General features: G+C 34.2%; 19 protein-coding genes and 1 tRNA gene. 17 read left to right on the plus strand and 3 right to left on the minus strand.

Annotated features, from left to right (window positions below):
• The first annotated feature begins 95 nt into the window (after positions 1-95).
• The 13 genes from J4T77_RS06480 to rnc all read left to right on the plus strand — a co-directional run bounded on the left by J4T77_RS06480 (position 96) and on the right by rnc (position 13,822).
• A complete protein-coding gene (locus J4T77_RS06480) occupies positions 96-1,325 on the plus strand; it encodes a lipoprotein-releasing ABC transporter permease subunit (RefSeq protein WP_070357005.1) in 1,230 nt (409 codons plus the stop codon).
• Complete coding sequence (locus tag J4T77_RS06485) at positions 1,318-2,049, plus strand: hypothetical protein (RefSeq protein WP_038199598.1); 732 nt, start codon at positions 1,318-1,320, stop codon at positions 2,047-2,049. The genes J4T77_RS06480 and J4T77_RS06485 overlap by 8 nt, the downstream gene beginning before the upstream one ends.
• Positions 2,046-3,266, plus strand: a complete 1,221-nt coding sequence (locus J4T77_RS06490) for a hypothetical protein (protein ID WP_007548692.1) — start codon at positions 2,046-2,048, stop codon at positions 3,264-3,266. Before J4T77_RS06485 ends, J4T77_RS06490 begins: the two co-directional genes overlap by 4 nt.
• An 88-nt stretch (positions 3,267-3,354) precedes the next feature.
• Positions 3,355-4,186, plus strand: a protein-coding gene (locus J4T77_RS06495) for an IS5 family transposase (RefSeq protein ID WP_399464107.1) whose coding sequence is annotated in 2 segments (ribosomal slippage) — positions 3,355-3,713 and positions 3,712-4,186 — 834 coding nt in all. Because the reading frame shifts where the segments join, the coding sequence is not laid out codon by codon here.
• 196 nt (positions 4,187-4,382) lie between these two features.
• A complete protein-coding gene (gene atpG, locus J4T77_RS06500; RefSeq protein WP_010081973.1) occupies positions 4,383-5,255 on the plus strand; it encodes an ATP synthase F1 subunit gamma in 873 nt (290 codons plus the stop codon).
• Between the two features lie 18 nt (positions 5,256-5,273).
• Entirely contained in the window at positions 5,274-6,608 is a 1,335-nt protein-coding gene (locus tag J4T77_RS06505) for a TldD/PmbA family protein (RefSeq protein ID WP_190321057.1), read from the plus strand.
• A 174-nt stretch (positions 6,609-6,782) separates the two neighbouring features.
• Positions 6,783-7,034 carry a cold-shock protein gene (locus tag J4T77_RS06510; RefSeq protein WP_006279919.1) on the plus strand — a complete coding sequence of 84 codons (252 nt, stop codon included), beginning with the start codon at positions 6,783-6,785 and terminating at the stop codon, positions 7,032-7,034.
• Positions 7,035-7,069: 35 nt separating this feature from the next.
• The gene (locus tag J4T77_RS06515; RefSeq protein WP_038199603.1) at positions 7,070-8,296 is read left to right on the plus strand and encodes a DEAD/DEAH box helicase; all 1,227 of its coding nucleotides are present in this window, start codon (positions 7,070-7,072) and stop codon (positions 8,294-8,296) included.
• Positions 8,297-8,499: 203 nt separating this feature from the next.
• On the plus strand, positions 8,500-10,806 hold the full coding sequence (locus tag J4T77_RS06520; RefSeq protein WP_070357007.1) for an AAA family ATPase: 2,307 nt from the start codon (positions 8,500-8,502) through the stop codon (positions 10,804-10,806).
• A 64-nt stretch (positions 10,807-10,870) separates the two neighbouring features.
• Positions 10,871-11,767: a class I fructose-bisphosphate aldolase gene (locus J4T77_RS06525; RefSeq protein ID WP_038228077.1), complete on the plus strand. Its 897-nt coding sequence runs from the start codon at positions 10,871-10,873 to the stop codon at positions 11,765-11,767.
• Positions 11,768-11,772: 5 nt separating this feature from the next.
• Positions 11,773-11,844, plus strand: a tRNA-Cys gene (locus J4T77_RS06530).
• 121 nt (positions 11,845-11,965) lie between these two features.
• Positions 11,966-13,033 carry a quinone-dependent dihydroorotate dehydrogenase gene (locus J4T77_RS06535; RefSeq protein WP_190321058.1) on the plus strand — a complete coding sequence of 356 codons (1,068 nt, stop codon included), beginning with the start codon at positions 11,966-11,968 and terminating at the stop codon, positions 13,031-13,033.
• 90 nt (positions 13,034-13,123) lie between these two features.
• Positions 13,124-13,822 (plus strand): ribonuclease III, encoded by a 699-nt coding sequence (rnc, locus tag J4T77_RS06540; RefSeq protein WP_006279914.1) that lies wholly within the window; start codon positions 13,124-13,126, stop codon positions 13,820-13,822.
• Positions 13,823-14,160: 338 nt separating this feature from the next.
• On the opposite strand, the gene J4T77_RS06550 is transcribed toward rnc, so the two are convergent.
• The 3 genes from J4T77_RS06550 to J4T77_RS06560 all read right to left on the minus strand — a co-directional run bounded on the left by J4T77_RS06550 (position 14,161) and on the right by J4T77_RS06560 (position 17,003).
• A complete protein-coding gene (locus J4T77_RS06550; RefSeq protein ID WP_006279913.1) occupies positions 14,161-14,703 on the minus strand; it encodes a hypothetical protein in 543 nt (180 codons plus the stop codon).
• A gap of 109 nt (positions 14,704-14,812) precedes the next feature.
• Positions 14,813-15,343: a phospholipase D family nuclease gene (locus J4T77_RS06555; protein ID WP_010963125.1), complete on the minus strand. Its 531-nt coding sequence runs from the start codon at positions 15,341-15,343 to the stop codon at positions 14,813-14,815.
• A gap of 835 nt (positions 15,344-16,178) precedes the next feature.
• The gene (locus tag J4T77_RS06560; RefSeq protein ID WP_022626161.1) at positions 16,179-17,003 is read right to left on the minus strand and encodes a hypothetical protein; all 825 of its coding nucleotides are present in this window, start codon (positions 17,001-17,003) and stop codon (positions 16,179-16,181) included.
• Positions 17,004-17,170: 167 nt separating this feature from the next.
• Between J4T77_RS06560 and J4T77_RS06565 the strand changes: the two genes are divergently transcribed.
• From J4T77_RS06565 to J4T77_RS06580, 4 genes are read left to right on the plus strand one after another with little or no spacing between them, the layout of a single operon-like run.
• The gene (locus tag J4T77_RS06565) at positions 17,171-17,809 is read left to right on the plus strand and encodes an HAD family hydrolase (protein ID WP_010081930.1); all 639 of its coding nucleotides are present in this window, start codon (positions 17,171-17,173) and stop codon (positions 17,807-17,809) included.
• Positions 17,809-18,306 carry an RDD family protein gene (locus tag J4T77_RS06570; protein ID WP_010081931.1) on the plus strand — a complete coding sequence of 166 codons (498 nt, stop codon included), beginning with the start codon at positions 17,809-17,811 and terminating at the stop codon, positions 18,304-18,306. Before J4T77_RS06565 ends, J4T77_RS06570 begins: the two co-directional genes overlap by 1 nt.
• A gap of 59 nt (positions 18,307-18,365) precedes the next feature.
• On the plus strand, positions 18,366-18,842 hold the full coding sequence (gene bfr / locus J4T77_RS06575; RefSeq protein WP_010081932.1) for a bacterioferritin: 477 nt from the start codon (positions 18,366-18,368) through the stop codon (positions 18,840-18,842).
• A gap of 1 nt (position 18,843) precedes the next feature.
• Positions 18,844-19,461: an SURF1 family protein gene (locus J4T77_RS06580; protein WP_190321059.1), complete on the plus strand. Its 618-nt coding sequence runs from the start codon at positions 18,844-18,846 to the stop codon at positions 19,459-19,461.
• The last annotated feature ends 26 nt before the right edge of the window (positions 19,462-19,487 follow it).

A 19,487-nucleotide genomic window follows, 5' to 3' on the forward strand; every position in this document is an offset into this window, starting at 1 on the left:
TTAAGGAAGCAAAAATCTCTAGTTTTTAAATAAAGAAAAGTCTACAATTATACGAAGTTTCAAAAATATAATGTCTAACCTCAAAATATTTTGTAATGTCCATTGCCTTTGAAATTACTATGGCTGCTTGCTATTTGCGAGCAAGAAATGCCAGATTTTGCTCTATAATGACTTTGTTCTCTATTATCGGCATTGCCCTTGGAGTTGCAACACTAATAGTGGTGATGTCTGTGATGAACGGATTCAGAGCAAAGTTGCTTGACTCAATACTTGGCATTGATGGCCATATTAACGTTTATTTTGATAGGAACATAAATTCAGATTACTACGCAGTTTCAAAATCTATTGAGAGAATTCCTGGTATATTAAAAGCTACTCCTATGACCAATGATCAAGTTATTATTGTAGCAAATGGTAAAATTGCAGGTAGCGTAGTGCGAGGTGTGTCAACTAAAGATTTGCTTGATAGTACTGCCGTTACAAATAATGTAATTATAGGTGATGTAAAAAAATTTGATGAAGGGATAATAATAGGAGCACGCTTAGCAGAAGTTTTGAACATTGACTATGGCGACGAAATTACGTTTATATCATCTGAAGAATTTGATGCATTACTTGGTGAAATGCCGCGAATGAAAAAATATAAAGTTATAGCAATATTTGATATGGGTATGTTTGAGTATGATAATACCTTGATATATATGCCTCTAAAATCAGCACAAGCCTTTTTTAATTATAAAAATAGCATAAAAAATATAGAAGTACTTGTAGACGACGTTACTAGAGCTGATAAGCTGGCAGATGCTATAGAAAAAGAAATAGGAATGGAAGCTGAAAGTTGGCAATCACAGCAAAGCCATTATTTTAGTGCTTTAAAAACTGAAAGAAATGTGATGTTTTTAATTCTCACTTTGATTATAGTTGTAGCAGCGTTTAATATTATCTCAAATTTAATGATGATAGTGCAAGAAAAGAAATCCGCGATTGCAATTATGCGTACATTTGGTGCAACAAGTGGAAGCATTATGCGTATATTTTGCGCTTGTGGTCTATTAATCGGTTTTACGGGAACTTGTCTTGGCTGTATTATAGGTGTCGTTTTTTCTCTCAATATCGAAAGCATTAGAGTGTTTTTAGAAAACATTACTAACGTCAAGCTGTTTGATCCTATGATATACTTTTTTTCAAGTTTGCCAGTGATATTAGTACCCCAAGACGTAGTAAATATTTCTGCACTTGCGTTACTCTTATCATTTTTAGCGACAATTGCTCCTGCGTTGCAGGCAGCTGCACAAGATCCTGCGGAGATACTACGTTATGAATGATACTCAGCAAAAGTACATAGGTTGGTTCTTAATTGTATTGTTATTTACCGGTTACATCACAATAAATAACATAATCTTTTTAAAAATAAATCAGCAAGAGAGTGAAAACAATGTGAAAGCTTTAACGGAAAACATGGATGAATTTAGAATGTTGCTTGAAGTTAATCAATCTAGAATAGAAAAAAAGATATTTGACCTCAAGAGAAGTCAGCATACTCAATGTGAGCAAGGTGATAATAACTCAAGATGTAAGAACCTTGCAAAATTGCTATTACTTGTGGTTAAAATGAAGAATTCGTTATTGCGAGAAGCAAAATTTGATAACCATATAAATTCAATAAAGCCTTTGATATCAGAGCTTGACGATCCAGAGATAGAAAATGCAGTAGATGAATTAGAAAATTTGAAAGAGATAAATACCTTACACGAATTGAAGTTATCTTTTGAAAAAACTATTGATACTATCGATTACAACAAAAGTACATTGTCTAAAAAAATCATTTCAAACTGGATAAAGGTAGACGACCGAAATGATCCATTAAGAGTAAAATTCGCAGAAATTGAGGAGTCAATAAATGATAATGATTGGCAAAATATAACTGTTACAGTAAGCAATTTAACGCATTCAGAATTCAAGCTATGGCTGAATAAATTGAATGGTTTTATTGTAGCTTCTAAGAATATTTCAACAATATATCATCACTTATTACAATATATCTCATGATTTATTTTATAATTTTCGCTTTTTCGTTTTTATTTGGTATATGGGTCAAGGTAAGTGGTGAAGTAATAAAATTGGAATTAGGCAATTACACTATAAGTATTGATCTATATTTCATTATTTTTACTTGTGTAGTTTTATTATTTTTATTAATTACACTTGTACGCTTTTTTTCCTCCATTTCATCAACATTTGCCAACATAAGAAATAGAAGAAGGGATAGGGAAGAATTGCTTCTCTTTGAAGCTTTCTTTAGCATAGACTTAGACAATATAGAGAATGCCCAAAAGCTAGTTAAAAGTCTGAGTGAGGAGAGCGATAGGTTGTCTTTAATAAAGCTCTTTAACTCAGGTAAGACGGGAAATTACAGCTTTTTCAGTAACGGTTTAACAAATATTGCAAATAAAAATCGTAACTTAGCTCTACTTCTAGCCAATAAGCTGATTGTCCACCTCAAGCAAGAAAAAGTAGTCTTTCAAAAATTTATAGAATATTGCTCTAGTTCAATTAACGATAAAATGCTATCTATTCCCTTTCAAATAGAGCATTGCATATTGAAAGAAGATTGGATTAATGCAATTTTGAGGTTGAAGGAAGCAGTTAAGTCCAATATTTTTCTCCCCTTTGATCATAAAGAAATGTTTGCAGTGTTTTATTGCGCTTTAGCAAAGCAATATGAAAGTAAAGGAAATTTTAAGGAGGCTATAAAGTCTTTATTTAGAGCACAACGTTATAGTGCAATTTTTCAGCCCATCAATTATTTAAAGGCAGAATTATATATTAAACTTGGAAAAATCAGAAAAGCTTCTGCAGTGCTAGAGGCAGAGTATACAGTAAATCCTACTCCTCAGTCAGCTAAAATGTACATCAATTTAAATAGTAAAGGTGCTGAAAGACTATACAACTTACGCCCTGATTATTATTTTAGTTACTGTTTACTTGCTTTGTCCTCAATGAGTTCAGGTAAATATGATCTTGCAAGTCAATATTTAGATACTGCTATGAAAAAAGCTAATTACATGTCAATCTACTTTATTGTAATACAACTCAAGGTTACATTGCAAGAACACGACAAGGTAATTTATTGGCTAAACAAGATGGGCTCAGAAGCTTTGCCTGATCCAGGCTGGAAATGTAAAAATTGTAACAGGGAACTAGAACAATGGGATCATAAGTGTTCAAGTTGTAATAGTTTTAATTGTGTTTATTATATATTATAAAATTCCACAAAGTGTAGAAATTACCATTAGAGGTTGTCCGGAAACAAGTAAAAGGCTATAATATCTGAAATTTTAGTACGGGGTAAAGATGAGAAAAAAGTATCCAACAGATCTAAGCGAAAGGGAATGGGCAAGAATAGAAAAACACTTCAGAGTATCATACAAGAAAGGAGGAAGGCTGCCAAAGTATAGCAAAAAAGAAATATTAGAAGCAATTTTCTATGTATTGCGTACAGGGTGTCAATGGCGGTATTTACCAAATGATTTTCCGCTATGGAAGACTGTGTATGAGCAGTTCAGGCAATGGAAGAAGCAGGGAATTTTTGAGAAAATGAATTATGAAATTACAAAATATAGTAGAAGAAAAATAGGAAAGAATGAGCAGCCGAGTGCCTGTATAGTAGATAGTCAATCTGTAAAGACTACAGAAAAGGGGGGATCAAAGCTATGATGGAAGTAAAAAAGTAAAGGGTAGAAAAAGGCATATAATTACAGACACTCAGGGTTTTATACTAGGTTGTTACGTAGGCGCTGCTAACGAAAATGATAGAGATGGTATTAAAATAGCATTAAACAATATGAGAACAAAATATACTAAAGTTAAAAAAATGTGGGCTGACATGGGATACCAAGGAAGAAATTTAAAGAATCACATAAAGGAAGAATATGACATAGATATTGAAATTGTTAAAAGGCCTCCATGTAGATTTTGGGTGCACAAAGATACGCCACCTGAGCTACTACCAACAAGAGAACAAGGGTTTAAAGTACAGCCAAGAAGATGGGTTGTAGAAAGGACTTTTGCTTGGGTTAATAGGAATAGAAGGCTATCGAAGGAGTATGATTTACTCACAACATCCACTGAGAATTTCATATACCTAGCTATGAGTAGGGTTATGTTAAAGAGGGAATATGCTTGAATTTACTAGTTTCCGAACAACCTCTTAGGCTACTTTCACATTGATATTGCTGAAGTTAGAGCACTTTCTTAATATAATCCTTATCTCCAAACAATAAACCTGCAAGTTTCTTAGCTAGACTTGGTTTTAATGTCAAAAAAACTTGCTTTTAGACACTAACAGTTATATATTTTAATAAATCAGGGTTGTATACAAAATGAAGAGCTTAAAGGAATTATCCTTAAGAATTAAGAATATTAGGTCTGTACAGAAAACCACGAAAATAATGCAAATGGTTTCTGCAGCAAAGTTGTTACAAAGCCAAAAGAAGTTATTAAATTCAAAATTATATGTATCTAAGCTGCATAACATTATTTTTTCATTAATGCTATCAGTTGATCAAGAATTACTGGCAAAAATTCTAAATGTCAGTAACGACGGTTCTTACCTAGTATTCATTATTGCGTCTGATCGTGGCTTGTGCGGCAACTTTAACTCTTCTATTGTCAAATTTAGTCAAGAGCGTGTAAATAAGTCAATCGCAAATGGCAAAAAAGTAGATATTGTATTTCTTGGTAAAAAAGCTTTTGATGTAGGTAAAAATAGATTTGACTCTAAAAGTATCTTAAAAATTGAAAATAGTAAGGGAATCACGTTAAAGCACGTAGAAGCTTTGGTTGATGGTATAGATTTAAGTAAATACGATAAAGTTAAAGTTTTTTATAGTAAATTCTATAATACCTTCACGCAAAAACCAATGTTGGAAACAATAAAACCATGGAGTAAAGACTCATCCTTGATTGATAGCTCTCTGGCTGGTCCAACAACAGATTACGGCTATGAGTATGAACCACAAAATATTGAATTTATTTTAAAATCTTTGGTTCAAGATTACGTTGTAATTGCTCTTTACTCTGCTTTACTTGAAAGTGCAACGAGTGAGAATAGTGCTAGAATGGTTGCTATGGAATCAGCAAACAGAAACACTAAAGAGATACTGAACAAATTAGCATTGCTTTATAATCGTTCTCGTCAAGCAGCGATTACGACTGATTTAATTGAAGTTATAGGTGGTGCAGAATCTTTATAGAAATCTAAGGAATAGAAAATGAATATATTAAATATTGCAGCAGATATTACTAAACTAATAAAAAAGCAAAATCAAGATGCGGAAGTTACAATATATGAAACTAATAAGACTTCAGTTTCTCAGCGTCTATCAAAAATTGAGCAAATATCACAATCTAAAAATTGCACTGTAGGAATCAGAGCTATAGCAGGTAAAAACAAAGCTGCGTATATTTCTACAAACGATTTGAATAATCTGAGTGATACAGTAAGCCAAGTGGTAGAAATGGCAAAGAATGCGCCAGAAGATCCTTGCATTAATTTTGCTGTAAATGGTAGTAATTATATCTCTTCTGCAGATTTAAGTATCTCAGATAATAATGTTGTAACCGTTGATAACCTAAAAGAAATTGCTGAAGCTGCAGAAAATTCAGCTCTTGCACATAAGAGTATCACTAATTCTGAAGGAGCCTCTTCTTCATACGCTTTAGTGAATACAGTATTATCGACTGTTTCTGGTTTTATTGGCTCGTTTAGTAAATCAACCTTTGCTAATCAGGTCTCTGTTGTTGCTGGAAGAGAAAGTGAAATGAAGGTTGGTTACGATTATGATATAGCATGTAATTTTAGTGATTTAAAGTTGCCAGAGTTAATGGGAAAAGAAGCAGCAAAAAGAGCAGTTGATCAATTGAATTCACGTACAATGAAAACTGGTAAATTTCCAGTTATTTTTGAAAAAAGAGCAGCAAAAGGGCTAGTAAAAAATTTTGCTTCTGCTATAAATGGGAGCAGTATTATAAGCAACAGTTCTTTCTTGAGGGGTAGTTTAAACGCTCAGATTTTCAACGATAGAATTAATATTATCGATGATCCATTGTTGCCAAGAGGCATAGCATCGAGACCATTTGATGGAGAAGGGATAACTAGCAAGAAAAATATATTTGTAAAAAACGGAATATTACAAAATTGGATTTTAGACTTATACTCGGCTAGAAAATTAGACTCAGAAACAACCGGAAGTGCAGCTCGTGCAAGTAATGCTGCAGTTATTCCTGCAGCTAGTAACCTCTACATTGAGAATGGTGATGTATCGTTTGAAGAATTAATTCAGGAAGTGAAAGAGGGAATATATGTAACTGATTTATTTGGTTTTGGTGTCAATTTAATCAATGGCGATTACAGCCAAGGCGCTTCCGGATTTTTTATAGAAAATGGAAAAATAACGTATCCAATACATGAGATTACCATTGCTAGCAATTTGAAGGATATGTTTAGCAATTTAGTCGTTGCAGATGATCTAACTTTTTGTGGGCAATTTAATTCACCAACGATTAAAGTTAGCGAAATGACGGTTGCAGGTTCGCTTAACGATTAAAAAATTTATTTGCATCAAGTACAACAATTGTGTATTATTGTCATGTAATGTTAAGAATAGACTATGGAGTATAAAGGTTTAGTTTCAATAGCTAAGCTTAAAGCATTCTCAATCGTAATTTCAAAGTTTTTCATCACATTAGTAATGTTAGTTAATAATTTAGGAGTTGTTTAAATGGAATTTGGTAATGTAAAATGGTTTAATGCCGAAAAAGGCTATGGTTTCATCAAGCCAGAAGGTAAAGGGGGTGACGTTTTTGTACATATTAGCACATTGGAACGTTCGGGAATAAGACCTGAGGCACTTAAAGGAGAGAATAAAGAGAAGGGAATAAAAGGAGAAAGGGTGAGTTATGAGGTTAAAGAGGAGCGCGGTAGAAACGGAGAAGATAAAAAATCTGCAATAAATTTAAGATTGGAAGATTAATCTATTATGAAGTCTTTTAACAGGATTAACGTATTGTGAATAATTTTCATGAGATGGGTCTCCCAGCTTCGCTTAGACAAGCTCTAGATAAAAATAATCTTTTCGTCCCAACTCCGATTCAAATACAAGCGATTCCCTTAGCGCTACAAGGTAAAGATATTCTCGGATCTGCTCAAACGGGGACTGGAAAAACTTTAGCATTTGCTATTCCGTTGGTTGCTAAGTTGCTGAATGAGCCTAACACTGGTTCAGCTTTAGTCATCGTGCCAACCAGAGAGCTTGCGCATCAGGTAACAAATGAGATAAGAAAACTCTTATCTCAAAATTCTGCACTAAGGGTCGCTTTGTTGATTGGTGGTGAGCCTATTTTTAGGCAGCTAAATCAGCTTCAGAAAAAACCACAAATTGTAATAGGTACTCCTGGTCGTATTATAGACCATATTGAGCGTAAAACTTTGATTACTCGCAATGTTAGCGTTCTTGTGCTTGATGAAACGGATCGTATGTTTGATATGGGCTTTGGAGTTCAGATTGAAGAAATTATGAAGCATTTGCCTAAAATAAGGCAAACTCTTATGTTTTCTGCAACTCTTCCTGGAGATATAGTAAAACTTGCTGAGAAGTACCTTAATCGACCAGAACGTATTTCTGTTGATTGTGAGGTTACAACTTCTGTAAAAATTAAGCAAGAAATTGTTTATGCATCAGAATCAGAAAAATATGAAAAGCTTGTTACACAACTATGTCAGCGCGAAGGATCAATCATTATCTTTGTCAAAACAAAGCGAGGAGCGGATCAGCTAGCTAACAGATTGCACAAAGATGACTATAGCGCTTTAGCAATTCATGGTGATTTAAGGCAGCACAAGCGCGAAAGGGTCATTAATTCTTTTCGTCGTGGCCGTAATCAAATCATGGTTGCAACAGATGTTGCTTCTCGCGGCCTTGATATTCCCCACATTCAACATGTTATCAATTATGATGCACCACAATCGCAAGCTGACTATATTCATCGTATAGGTAGAACTGCACGCGCTGGAGCTGAAGGGTATGCGCTATCTTTTGTTACACCTCAAGATAAGAGAAGACTGCCTGCACTGGCAGACAAAGAAGGAGAGCTAAATTTTGATTGTAGTGTGCAATTTAAAAAACGTAACAGCAAAAAGGTCTTTAAAAGGCCAAGTACGTTAAAGACTAAATACGGTAGAAAAAAGATCAATGCATTTAAGAAGAAAAGCAGAGTACTAGAAAAAGCGTATTAAATAGGATTTACCTACAATTTGATAAGCGTAAAACTCGTCATTCCGCTACTCATTAGCGGAATCTATGCTGAGATATTGCGGTGCTATGACGTAGATCCAGAGTGGGATTCAAATTGGCTACAGCGAACTGCTGGATTTCAATTTTTTTAATAATTGTGTGCTATTCATTATATATGAGTTCCCACTTTTAAAGAGAATAGGAGATGATTTCCAAAAACTTAGAGGCAAGTTTGAATAGAGCACTATTCATTGCTTCTAATTTTAATCTTAAATATGCGAAAGTAGAACATTTATTGCTGGCGTTAACTAAAGACGTGGATGTAAATTACGTTTTATCAAGATGTAATATCAGAGCCGATGAAATCATCAGTATGGATAACATTCTATCAAGATGCAATATTAAGGCTAATGATTATAATAATAATATAAAAGGGTTTTTACAAAGCAGTTCTGAATTGATTATCAGTGGAGTTAAACCTAGCTCAATGTTTCAATGCATAATACACAGAGCAATAATACGGGCTCATAGCTTGGGGAAAAAAGAAATAAATGGAGCAAGTGTTCTAGTAGAAATTTTGTCTGGGCAAGATTTATACGTTGAAGATCTATTGCAGAAACAAAGTGCGAAAGATTCCAATTTGATTTACCACATATCTAACATGAAATACTCTAACGATATAGATGAATACACCACTAATCATAAAGTAAAACTTGATAAAAATAATGATGCTCCTACTACAGTAAATAAAGGTGAGCTACTAAAAGATGAGGAAATTCTACAAAGTTATTGTAAAAATTTAAATGACTATGCAAGAAGCAAAAAAATAGATTATGTTATTGGTCGTGATTATGAATTAAATCGCACTATAGAAATATTATTGAGGCGTAGAAAAAACAACCCTTTATATGTTGGAGATCCAGGTGTTGGCAAAACCACAATAGTTGAGGGTTTGGTACTCAAAATCATTGAAAACAGTGTTCCAAGTGCGCTCAGGTCCAGTATAATTTATGCTTTGGATTTAGGGTCACTCCTTGCAGGGACACGCTATAGAGGTGATTTTGAAGAGAGAATAAAATCTATAATAAAAGCGATTGAGGCAAAACCAGGTGCTATCCTTTTTATTGACGAAATACACACTATCATTGGAGCAGGTTCTACAAGTGGTAGCTTTCTTGATGCAGGTAACCTACTCAAACCTGCGCTTGCAAGAGGTACACTGCGTTGTATAGGTGCAACTACATATAGAGAATACAGCAATAGTTTTGAAAAAGATAAAGCATTAGCGAGGAGGTTTCAAAAAATTAATGTTAAGGAATCTTCTGTTAACGAAACGATAAAGATACTAGATGGTATAAAGCACTACTATGAAGGGTATCATGGAGTATATTATACAAAGAATGCCATTAGGTCTGCGGCTGAACTTTCGCATAAGTATATTACTGGGCGAATATTACCTGATAAAGCGGTTGATGTTATTGATGAGGCAGGGGCATATTGTAAATTGCTAAGAAACAGGGGTAAAATTGTAAATAGTAGAGATATTAAGAATACCATTACTAGAATTACAAATGTGCCTTGCGGATCTGAATCTGATGATTTGCAGAAAGTAAAGTCTTTAAAAGCTAATCTAGAGAAGGTGATTTTTGGCCAAGAGCAGGCAATAGAATCTCTTGTTAATTCTATTAAAATTGCTAAATCTGGGTTGAGAAATTACAATAAGCCTTTAGCAAATTATCTTTTTGCAGGGCCAACCGGTGTTGGTAAAACCGAGCTAGCAAAACAATTAGCAGAAAGCATGGGCATGAATCTTATACGCTTTGATATGTCCGAATATATTGAGTCTCATACGATATCAAGGATGATTGGTTCTCCTCCTGGATATGTAGGTTATGATCAGGGTGGATTACTCACAGAGTCTGTATCTAATAATCAATATAGTGTTGTGCTGCTTGATGAAATTGAAAAGGCTCATAGCGATATCTATAATATATTGCTACAAATTATGGATTATGGTTGCGTTACAGACACTTACGGACGTAAAGTTAACTTTTCCAATATAATCTTAATTATGACAACTAATGCAGGAGCAGCTGAACGCAGCAAAAGTTTTGTTGGCTTTGGGCATAAAAAATTTAACACTGGTGATAGTGAAAAAGCGATAGAACAGGTTTTTAGCCCTGAATTTCGTAATCGTCTTGATGCGATTATTTCTTTTTCTGACTTAAATGCGGATATAATTCTGCATATTGTAGATAAATTTATTCAGGAACTGAAAAAGCAGCTGACGCAAAAAGGCATAAACTGCTTGGTAGAAGATGAAGTGAAATCTTATCTTGCACAAACAGGTTATAGTAAGGAAATGGGAGCACGTCCGATAGAGAGACTTATTGAAAAAGAGATAAAAAGTTACTTAGCGGAAGAAATACTGAATCGTAAATTAATAAAAGGAAAGAAATTAAGAATCTATATGAATAAAGTAGAAAATAAAATTGCTTTTGATATAGTTTAAAATCCTTGTATTGAACTTCATCTTTGTTACAATCTATAACTTAAATTCAATTTGAATTATAGTGATAAGTGATAAAGTAAAACAAGTCCTAAGCTACTACGAAAGTGAAAACCCTGGGGTAAAAGCAAATCTTACTCGTATTCTCATGCATGGAAAGCTTGGCGGCACTGGCAAGTTAGTGATTCTGCCAGTAGATCAAGGATTTGAGCATGGTCCAATTAAAAGTTTTGAAGTTAACCCTGATGCTTATGACCCACATTATCATTTTCAGCTTGCGGTTGATTCGGGAGTAAGTGCATATGCTGCTCCACTTGGTATGATTGAAGCTGGTGCTGCAACTTATGCTGGAATGCTCCCACTTATTTTGAAACTTAATAGTTCCAACTCTTTACATTCAAAGGATCTAACCTCTGATCAGGCAATAACCTCTTCTGTGAAAGATGCGCTGCGTTTGGGATGCTTAGCTGTCGGATTTACTATATATCCTGGTTCTGCTAAGTGTTTCGATATGATGGAGGAAGCCCGTGGAATCATAGCTGAAGCCAAATCTTATGGACTTGCAGTAGTGCTATGGTCTTATCCACGAGGTGAAGGGATTTCCAAAGAAGGTGAAACAGCAGTTGATGTTATTGCCTATGCTGCGCACATGGCAGCTTTGCTTGGCGCTAATATAATAAAAGTAAAACTTCCAACTAAATATTTGGAAAGGGAGAAAATAGAAACAGAAAATATTGAATCATTATCTAAAAGAATTGAATATGTTAAAAGGTCTTGTTTTGCAGGGAAAAGAATAGTAGTTTTTTCTGGTGGTGAATCGAAGGAAGTAGATAACATATACAATGAAGCGAAAGAAATTAAGCAGGGTGGCGGTAATGGTTCAATCATTGGACGTAACACTTTTCAACGCAAAAGGGAGGAGGCTTTATCTATGCTAAAAGATATAATGGATATCTACACATAAAAAACGGCTGGGTGGCAGAATGGCTTATGCGGAGGACTGCAAATCCTTTTATACCGGTTCAATTCCGGTCCCGGCCTCTTTCATTCTCTATATCTTGTAAAAGTTAACAGTAGCTTTAAGTGTGTAACCTATAGAGAAAGCTTGTCCATAGTAAAATCAATTTCTTTTCAAGTTATGGTTATACTCTTATAGCGTTTCATGGTAAAAAATAAACTAAAAATAAGCAAAGTGTTTTACAAACGTAATTTACTATTTTTACTACCGCCCGAAGTTGCTCACTCTTTGGCAATTATGGCATTAAAGAAAATGCCTTATAAGAATCCTATAGAGCTACCAGAATCTTTGAGTGTGAATTTTTTTGGTAATAAGCTCAGAAGCCCCGTAGGTCTGGCTGCAGGTTTTGACAAGAATGCAGAAGTTATAAGGCCTATGCTCTCATTTGGTTTTGGGTTTATTGAAACTGGTACTGTAACTCGTAATCCACAATATGGAAACAAAAAGCCAAGAATTTTTCGGTTAATTAAAGATCAAGGGGTAATTAACAGATTGGGATTTAACAATAAAGGAATAGACTATTTTCTTAAACAAATAGGTGAAACCAAGCTTGATGACTGCATTTTTGGCATCAACATAGGAAAAAACAGTACATCAAAGGACCAAATCAGCGATTATGTTGACTTAATAAAGATAGTATATGGAAAGAGCAATTATATAGTGCTGAACATCTCATCCCCAAACACGCCTAATTTACGCAATCTGCACAATAAGCAAGAATTATCGGAATTGTTGAAATCCGTAACTCTAACCCGAAAATCAATTGATAATTCTAAATCCATACCAATAATATTAAAAATCTCACCAGATGTAGATCAGCAAACGAAAGAAAATATCGCTGAGCTTGCGTTGGAATATAAGATTGACGGATTAACAGTAAGCAACACTACGGTAAGTAGAGATAATCTGCATTCTCACCATAATGAGAGTGGTGGGTTGAGTGGCAACCCGCTGTTTAAACTTTCAACCGAGTTATTGGGCGATATGTACAAATTTACTAAGGGCAAAATATTATTGATAGGGTGCGGAGGAATCTCAAGTGGTGCTGATGCATATAAAAAAATAAAGGCAGGAGCTTCTTTGGTGCAGTTGTACACTGCTCTCATATACCACGGACCTCAAGTTGTAAACAAAATTAATCTAGAACTTGCAGAACTAATAAGGAGAGATGGATTTAGTAACATTAATGAGGTGGTGGGTTGTATACATTAATTTTGAAAGTTGGTGGTATTATTTTAATAAAATAAAACTAATTCTCTGGTATAAAGGTGGTAGAAAGTGCTTTTCTTTTAAATAATGGGTATGAAGAGTTTGAATGATGCAATATCTAAGATCATTGATTATAAATTTACAAATTATGCAATATTAGAAGAGGCACTAACTCACCCAAGCGTAAATAAAAGGAATAGCAAAAACCAGATTGTAAGCTACGAAAGACTAGAGTTTTTGGGCGATAGTGTTTTGAATATGGTTGTATCTGCCACACTGTTTAAACTATTTCCTGAAGAAAAAGAAGGAGCATTGGCAAAAAGAAAGACGGATTTAGTTTGTGGCAACACCATTGCTAATGTTGCTAAAGAAATAAAATTAGGCAGCTTTATCATCATGAATAATAGTGAACGCTGCAATGGAGGGAGATGTAACTTAAAAAATTTAGAAAACTCGCTTGAAGCACTAATAGGTGCAATTTATATTGATGGCGGGCTTGAAAATGTTGAAAAATTTATTATCCAATATTGGGAAAAGCTAGCTAAAGGCATGCTTGACCCCCCTCAAGATCCTAAAACCTCACTGCAAGAGTGGACTCAGAAAAACAAATTGCCTTTACCAGAGTATGAGCTTGTAAAACAAACTGGACCAGCGCACAATCCTGAATTTACTATATCAGTTTGCATAGAAGATTATGGTAAAGTTTCTGCATGCGCTTCTAGTAAAAAGATTGCTGAACAAAAAGCTGCTGAGTTGATGCTAGAAAAAATTGGAAAAGACGCTTCAGTGTAGGCAAAATAGGCATTAATGTAAATTTTAAGGAAGCTAATAGCGTTTAGGGTAAATGGTCAATTTAAGGAGAAGCATAGTATTATTCATAAAAAAGTTGATTTACCAAAAATCAAGCCTTATGTAGTGGAATATCAATGGCTGTTGTCGGAGATGCGGAAAAAAAGAAGTAGCAAGTTACCAAAAGGTGTTATGCCAGATACATTTGGTCCAAGAGTTGTTTTGTGAAGTTGACAGAGTCAATGAGAATGAAAGTTTTAAAAAATAGCATATTTTTTAATTATAAAAATTTGATATTAACTGTTGTTGGTTGATTGAGTAAAAACCAGTGAATGGTCACGTTAAAACATATTTTTAAATTTCTGCCAAAATCCTGGTTTATTATCATTAACCTTTGTAAATGTTATATTTAAACTGTATTTCGGATCATTTGGCACGTCGTATTTTATGCTAAATGTTGAAACTTTATCGTTATTGTAAATATGTACATCATCATATGATAGCTTTGTTGTGTAACACTTTACATACTTTTGCTTATCATGCACTAAATCACCTGACTCCCTTTCTAGTTCCACAAATTTCGTTTTTTTCTGACATTCCTTCATTTTTATTAAATCCTTATCTAGTGATATTGAAACTGGCAACGTATTTCCAGCATATTCTTTAGCTAAAAGTTCACTTTGAGGATACATTTTTATTTCCCTGCCAAAATGTGAGTCTATGAAATTATTACTCCAAAATTTATCGCCAGAATGCACGTACTCATCAGTAGCATACGGCACCCCACCATAATTGCATTGAACTTTGTAATCTCCAACACCGTTGTTTTGAAAAAAATCATGAATAGCAGTGTAGCTACCGGCAGCATCATTTATATAATCCATTACTTTATTCCTTAAATTTTTAGTTCATTATATCATAATCATTATGCCAATCAATCAAAAAAGCTCTCCCTTGCTGTTTTTAAAACTGATTTTGAGCAAGCGCTCTCGATTAGTTGGGAGCGTATTTGTAAGATTGTGACATTCGTGCCTCCCAGTTTTTCACATACTGCTGAATCAATTCAGGATAATCTGTAATAATTAATAAATTTTCAGCATTTCCTTTTTTAGCTGTCTTACTAAGGTTAAATGACCCTGTGATGACTTTTTGATTGTCAGCAATCATTATCTTATTATGAGCAATCTTTGGCTTATCATCGATCCAAATTGGTACTCCACCTGAAAATAATTCATTTATAACACTATATTTTGAGTAGAGTTGCGATTTATCTAAGATGACTTTAACATCAACACCGCGTTCTTTAGCATTAATCAAAGATTTTGCAACTGTTCCAAGAGTAAATGTATATTCTTGAACTAAGATAGATTTTTTAGACTGATCTATTACGTTGATTATCGGTACAGCACAATCTTCTCCAGGTGAAAAGCAAACCGTAGCTTTTGGGCAGGGCGAAAATATAAAACCCGCATAGTAATACAGAGAAAAACACATTAACAAGAATAAAAAGTGAAAAAGCCTCACAACAACCCACCCCCGGATATACGGCAATAGGCTACATTATAATTTAATCACCTGTCAATAGACTTCTTGCATAGTTTTTGGCAACAACCGTTAGAAACGAAAAAACTTACTTGACAAACTCCGCCAGCCCCCTTATCATGAAACTGAAGGTATTCAGTTATCTTCATCTGTGCAGATTAAACAGCAAGAAAACAACGTAGTTGGCGTCTTATTTTTAATTTTTTGCACTATGTGCACCTTATGTCTTCACAATATTTCTAGGTTTTTACCTACACAAGCTGAAACGCGCTTATAAGTCGTTTAAGACAGTATAGTACGGCAATTTGCAGGATTAGGGAGTGACAACTAGCTAACACGGGGTTTCTTTTGCCTTTTTTTCTGCTTAGTAAATTTCTTAAACATTTAAACTAAGGTGAGTTGCATTTAAAAGCAGCTAAATTGCAGTGTTTAAGACTTAAAAAACGCCAATGTTCTAAAATAGATATTAGCTGGGGCTTCTTTTGCCTTTTTTTTCGCTTGGTAAATTTCTTAATGTTTATAGCTAACATGAAGCTAAGTACGAACTTTGTTAAATACAACAAATGGTGTCATCCCAGTGCTCCTTTTTTTGTCATCCGAGTAGCTGACACTGGGATCTATTTTGCATGTAACTCCAATTGTGTTTTGGCATAAAACGCGACGCGTATTAGACTTATTTGCAAGCAAAGCTTGCTAGATCCAAGTAGTCAGGGCACTGGGATGACACCCTGACAATCGTCATCCCGCTACTTGTTAGCGGATGAGATACCGCGGCGGTATGACGGTTTGTGGCGGTATAATGAAGCTTGAAAGCGGATCACCTTTCACGACCCGTGTTTACTTCATTCACTTTAGGAGTATTAACAGGCGTTATTGCCGGGTTTTCAAGCTTTGTTGCCTGCTTCAAACCCTCGCTTACACTTTTGTCCTTTAAAATTTCATCAAGCTGCTTACTCTTTTGTTGCTCTTCGTTATTTGACGTATCTCTTTGAGCATCTTCTTTCATGCCACGAGCATTCTCTACATCCTTTTCACCTTCACCTAAAAATTTTTCTAATATTTTCTTAACAAAGCGCTTCAGAAGACTCAAAAACCCTTCTTCTTTTTGATTTTCTTGTGGTTGAGGCGTGTTATCTTTTTTGTCCGGCTCAGTGTTGAGCTTCTCTTTTACAGAACTCTTGCTTACTGAGGGATTAACGGTTTGTGAATCGTGCTCTGATGCTGTTTGCACAGAAGCTTCAGTAGTCTTTTTTTGTGTATTATGTTCAAGGTCTTTAACTGCTGTTGTAGTTTTTCTCGGAGTGTCTTGGAGTTTTTTGTCACTTTTTGGCTCTGCAACTTTTTCACTTGTGAAGATGCCCTTCCCTTTATATTGTTGGTCAAGCTCAGCAATTCTTTCAAAATCTTGACGTACTTTTTCATCTGCACGTCCTTTTTGACTTTCAAATTTCTGACTCAATTCTGCAACGTTTTTCATTTTGTTCTCAAGCTCCTTACTTTTCACAGCTTTTAGAGCCTCTGTTCCTTTTGCGATATAATTAACCTTCTTTTCTAATGAGGTACCTTCTGGAAAAGCACCTGGAGAACGTTCAAAAACATCTTTAAACTTTTTTTCAACACTTTCTTTAGATGTCTGGGCCATACCTGTTACCTATTAAAACATATCATATAATCAGTATATTAGCTAATTATATAAAAAACAGTTAACATAACTTGTGGTAAAAAGTGTTTATCAAGGGCGTCCTATTTATATCTTTTTCATTAAAATGCTATTTACTTATTAAGTTAAAATGTATAATTATATAAGAGATGAAAGATAGCTCATTAGCAGTAGTATTCGATTGGGATAATACCTTAGTTGACACTCAAGATAATATTTTTAATGCTATTAAGCATACCATAAACTCAATGGGGTATAGTAATAAAGCTGCTGATAGAAATTCCCATGAGTCGAGAAAGAGCTATATGGTCAATTTATTTGGCGATCAGTGGAAAAAAGCGAATCAGATATATCAACAATATTTAGATGATGCACTATTGCAAAACATTGCTTTGAATCAAGGAGTAGAGAAAATGTTGCAGACACTGAAAAGCCACAATATTTATCTAGCAATAGTAAGTAATAAGAAAAATACTAATTTACGTAAAGAAGTTGCCTATTTTAAACTAGATTCCTACTTTGAAAGAGTGGTTGGGTCATGCGATACTGCAGAAGATAAACCATCTGCAACCCCACTGCTATTTGCACTAGAAGAGAGTACGTTGCCTATAAATAGAGAAAATGTGTTTTTCGTTGGTGATAGCATCACAGATGTTCTGTGTGCACAAAATGCCAATTGTTTACCTATTATATACGGTCAATCAATAAGCGGTTATGAAGATTTGTTATGTTTTCAACATTTTGATAAACTTACAGATTTTATAATAAAGTATTTAGAAGATAGGTAATGACCACTGTTACAGAGATTGCCAGTATAATAAGACGCTTTTGCGCATATTTGATAGATAGAGCAATTTTATTAATTCCAAACTTATTAATCAGACTATTGTTAAAGAATTTTCCGTTAATTTCATCTATGTGTATAGATTGCAGTTACTTCACATATTTTATATCTTCAAAAGCCCAAGCAACTCCTGGTCAGCAATTAATGAACATACATACCATAAGCTTGGACGGTTCTAAAATAGATTTGAGTTTAGCATTTGATAGAAGCATTTCTCAGTTTTTTCTTTCTCTATTATATAACATAATAGTTATCCTCATCGAGCTTTTCCAAGAACAGGACGTGTTAATAAACGCCTTCGATATATTAATAGTGCTACTCACTATATTAACGGTGCTGCTCACTCTTTGCTGGTATCTAGTTGCTTGCTTCTCTAAGAAAAAACAGACATACCACGACATGCTATTTAATACGGTTGTTATCAAAGGAAATATTAAATGAGTTGCTATAACTATCGTTATCATATAAATTATGCTGATGAATTGAACTAAGGGAAGATTATGAATGAAGAGATAGTAAAACATTTGAACAAATTATTGACCAATGAGCTAACTTCTGTACGCCAGTATCTTTTGCATTTTGCGATTCTCAAAAACAATGGAATTAATAGATTTGCAGAAAAGGTAAAAAATGAGCTTAACGAAGAACTTGAACATGCAAACAAGTTGGCAGAAAGAATTTTGTTATTCAAAGGAGTTCCAAATTTTCAGGATACAAACGAAATATCAAAGCATGATGGAAAGTTTACAAAAGACACAATACGGAAAATCTTAGAAGCTAATTTGAAATTAGAGGGAAAAGGTATTAAGGATATCAAAGAAACGATTTCTATCGCTGAGAAAGAAAAAGATTTTGTTAGTGTAATGTTATTAGAAGAGATGTTAAAAAATGAAGAAGAGCACTTCCATTGGATTGAAAAACAGATTGACCTTATTGAACTAATGGGTGTTGAAAACTATTTAAGAACACAAATATAGAGTGTTAAAAAAAATAGTATTTATTTTAATTGTACCTTGCTTGCTCCTTTTTTTATTAGGATTATGGCAAGTATTCAGATTGAACTGGAAGAATAATATTATCAAAAATATGAGTCTTCCTGTTGTTCATCTGTTGCCCAATAACGACCTTGAAAAATTTAACTATAGGCATGTCAAGATTGATGGGATTCTAAGTGACATAGAACTATATGTTTTTGCAGGGCAACACGGCTATCACGTGCTGTCTCCTATGTTGCTCACCACTGGACGTTACATGTTGGTGAATAAAGGAATAGTCAGAGAAAAAAAGGAGAAAAAAGTAAAAATTGAAAAAGTAGTTGCAGATGGAATTTTATATTGCGATAGCAATAAAAGTAAAAATTGGTTTATCAAGAACGATACTGCTTCGAATACATGGTTTACCCTGAGTACAGAAGAAATTTCCAATGAGTTAGGTATTGAGCTAGAGAAGTGTGTATTGTGGCCGAACAATTTTGGCAGCAAAGTAGCTATACAGCCAATGAAGCATTTGGAATATGCAATCACTTGGTTTGCACTTTCCTTAATTTGGTTGATTATGTGCGTAATTTACTATAGGCAAAACCTCAATAAAGCTTGAAGCTTTCTGTACATAAAATTAGAGAA

The organism is Wolbachia endosymbiont of Drosophila innubila, from assembly GCF_021378375.1.
GTDB lineage: Bacteria > Pseudomonadota > Alphaproteobacteria > Rickettsiales > Anaplasmataceae > Wolbachia > Wolbachia pipientis.

Excerpts from the sequence above, each read along its gene's own strand:
- J4T77_RS06480 (WP_070357005.1), top strand. The coding sequence starts at position 96 with ATGTCCATTGCCTTTGAAATTACTATGGCTGCTTGCTATTTGCGAGCA.
- J4T77_RS06485 (WP_038199598.1), top strand. The coding sequence starts at position 1,318 with ATGAATGATACTCAGCAAAAGTACATAGGTTGGTTCTTAATTGTATTG.
- J4T77_RS06490 (WP_007548692.1), top strand. The coding sequence starts at position 2,046 with ATGATTTATTTTATAATTTTCGCTTTTTCGTTTTTATTTGGTATATGG.
- atpG (WP_010081973.1), top strand. The coding sequence starts at position 4,383 with ATGAAGAGCTTAAAGGAATTATCCTTAAGAATTAAGAATATTAGGTCT.
- J4T77_RS06505 (WP_190321057.1), top strand. The coding sequence starts at position 5,274 with ATGAATATATTAAATATTGCAGCAGATATTACTAAACTAATAAAAAAG.
- J4T77_RS06510 (WP_006279919.1), top strand. The coding sequence starts at position 6,783 with ATGGAATTTGGTAATGTAAAATGGTTTAATGCCGAAAAAGGCTATGGT.
- J4T77_RS06520 (WP_070357007.1), top strand. The coding sequence starts at position 8,500 with ATGATTTCCAAAAACTTAGAGGCAAGTTTGAATAGAGCACTATTCATT.
- J4T77_RS06535 (WP_190321058.1), top strand. The coding sequence starts at position 11,966 with ATGGTAAAAAATAAACTAAAAATAAGCAAAGTGTTTTACAAACGTAAT.
- rnc (WP_006279914.1), top strand. The coding sequence starts at position 13,124 with ATGAAGAGTTTGAATGATGCAATATCTAAGATCATTGATTATAAATTT.
- J4T77_RS06550 (WP_006279913.1), bottom strand. The coding sequence starts at position 14,703 with ATGGATTATATAAATGATGCTGCCGGTAGCTACACTGCTATTCATGAT.
- J4T77_RS06560 (WP_022626161.1), bottom strand. The coding sequence starts at position 17,003 with ATGGCCCAGACATCTAAAGAAAGTGTTGAAAAAAAGTTTAAAGATGTT.
- J4T77_RS06565 (WP_010081930.1), top strand. The coding sequence starts at position 17,171 with ATGAAAGATAGCTCATTAGCAGTAGTATTCGATTGGGATAATACCTTA.
- J4T77_RS06570 (WP_010081931.1), top strand. The coding sequence starts at position 17,809 with ATGACCACTGTTACAGAGATTGCCAGTATAATAAGACGCTTTTGCGCA.
- bfr (WP_010081932.1), top strand. The coding sequence starts at position 18,366 with ATGAATGAAGAGATAGTAAAACATTTGAACAAATTATTGACCAATGAG.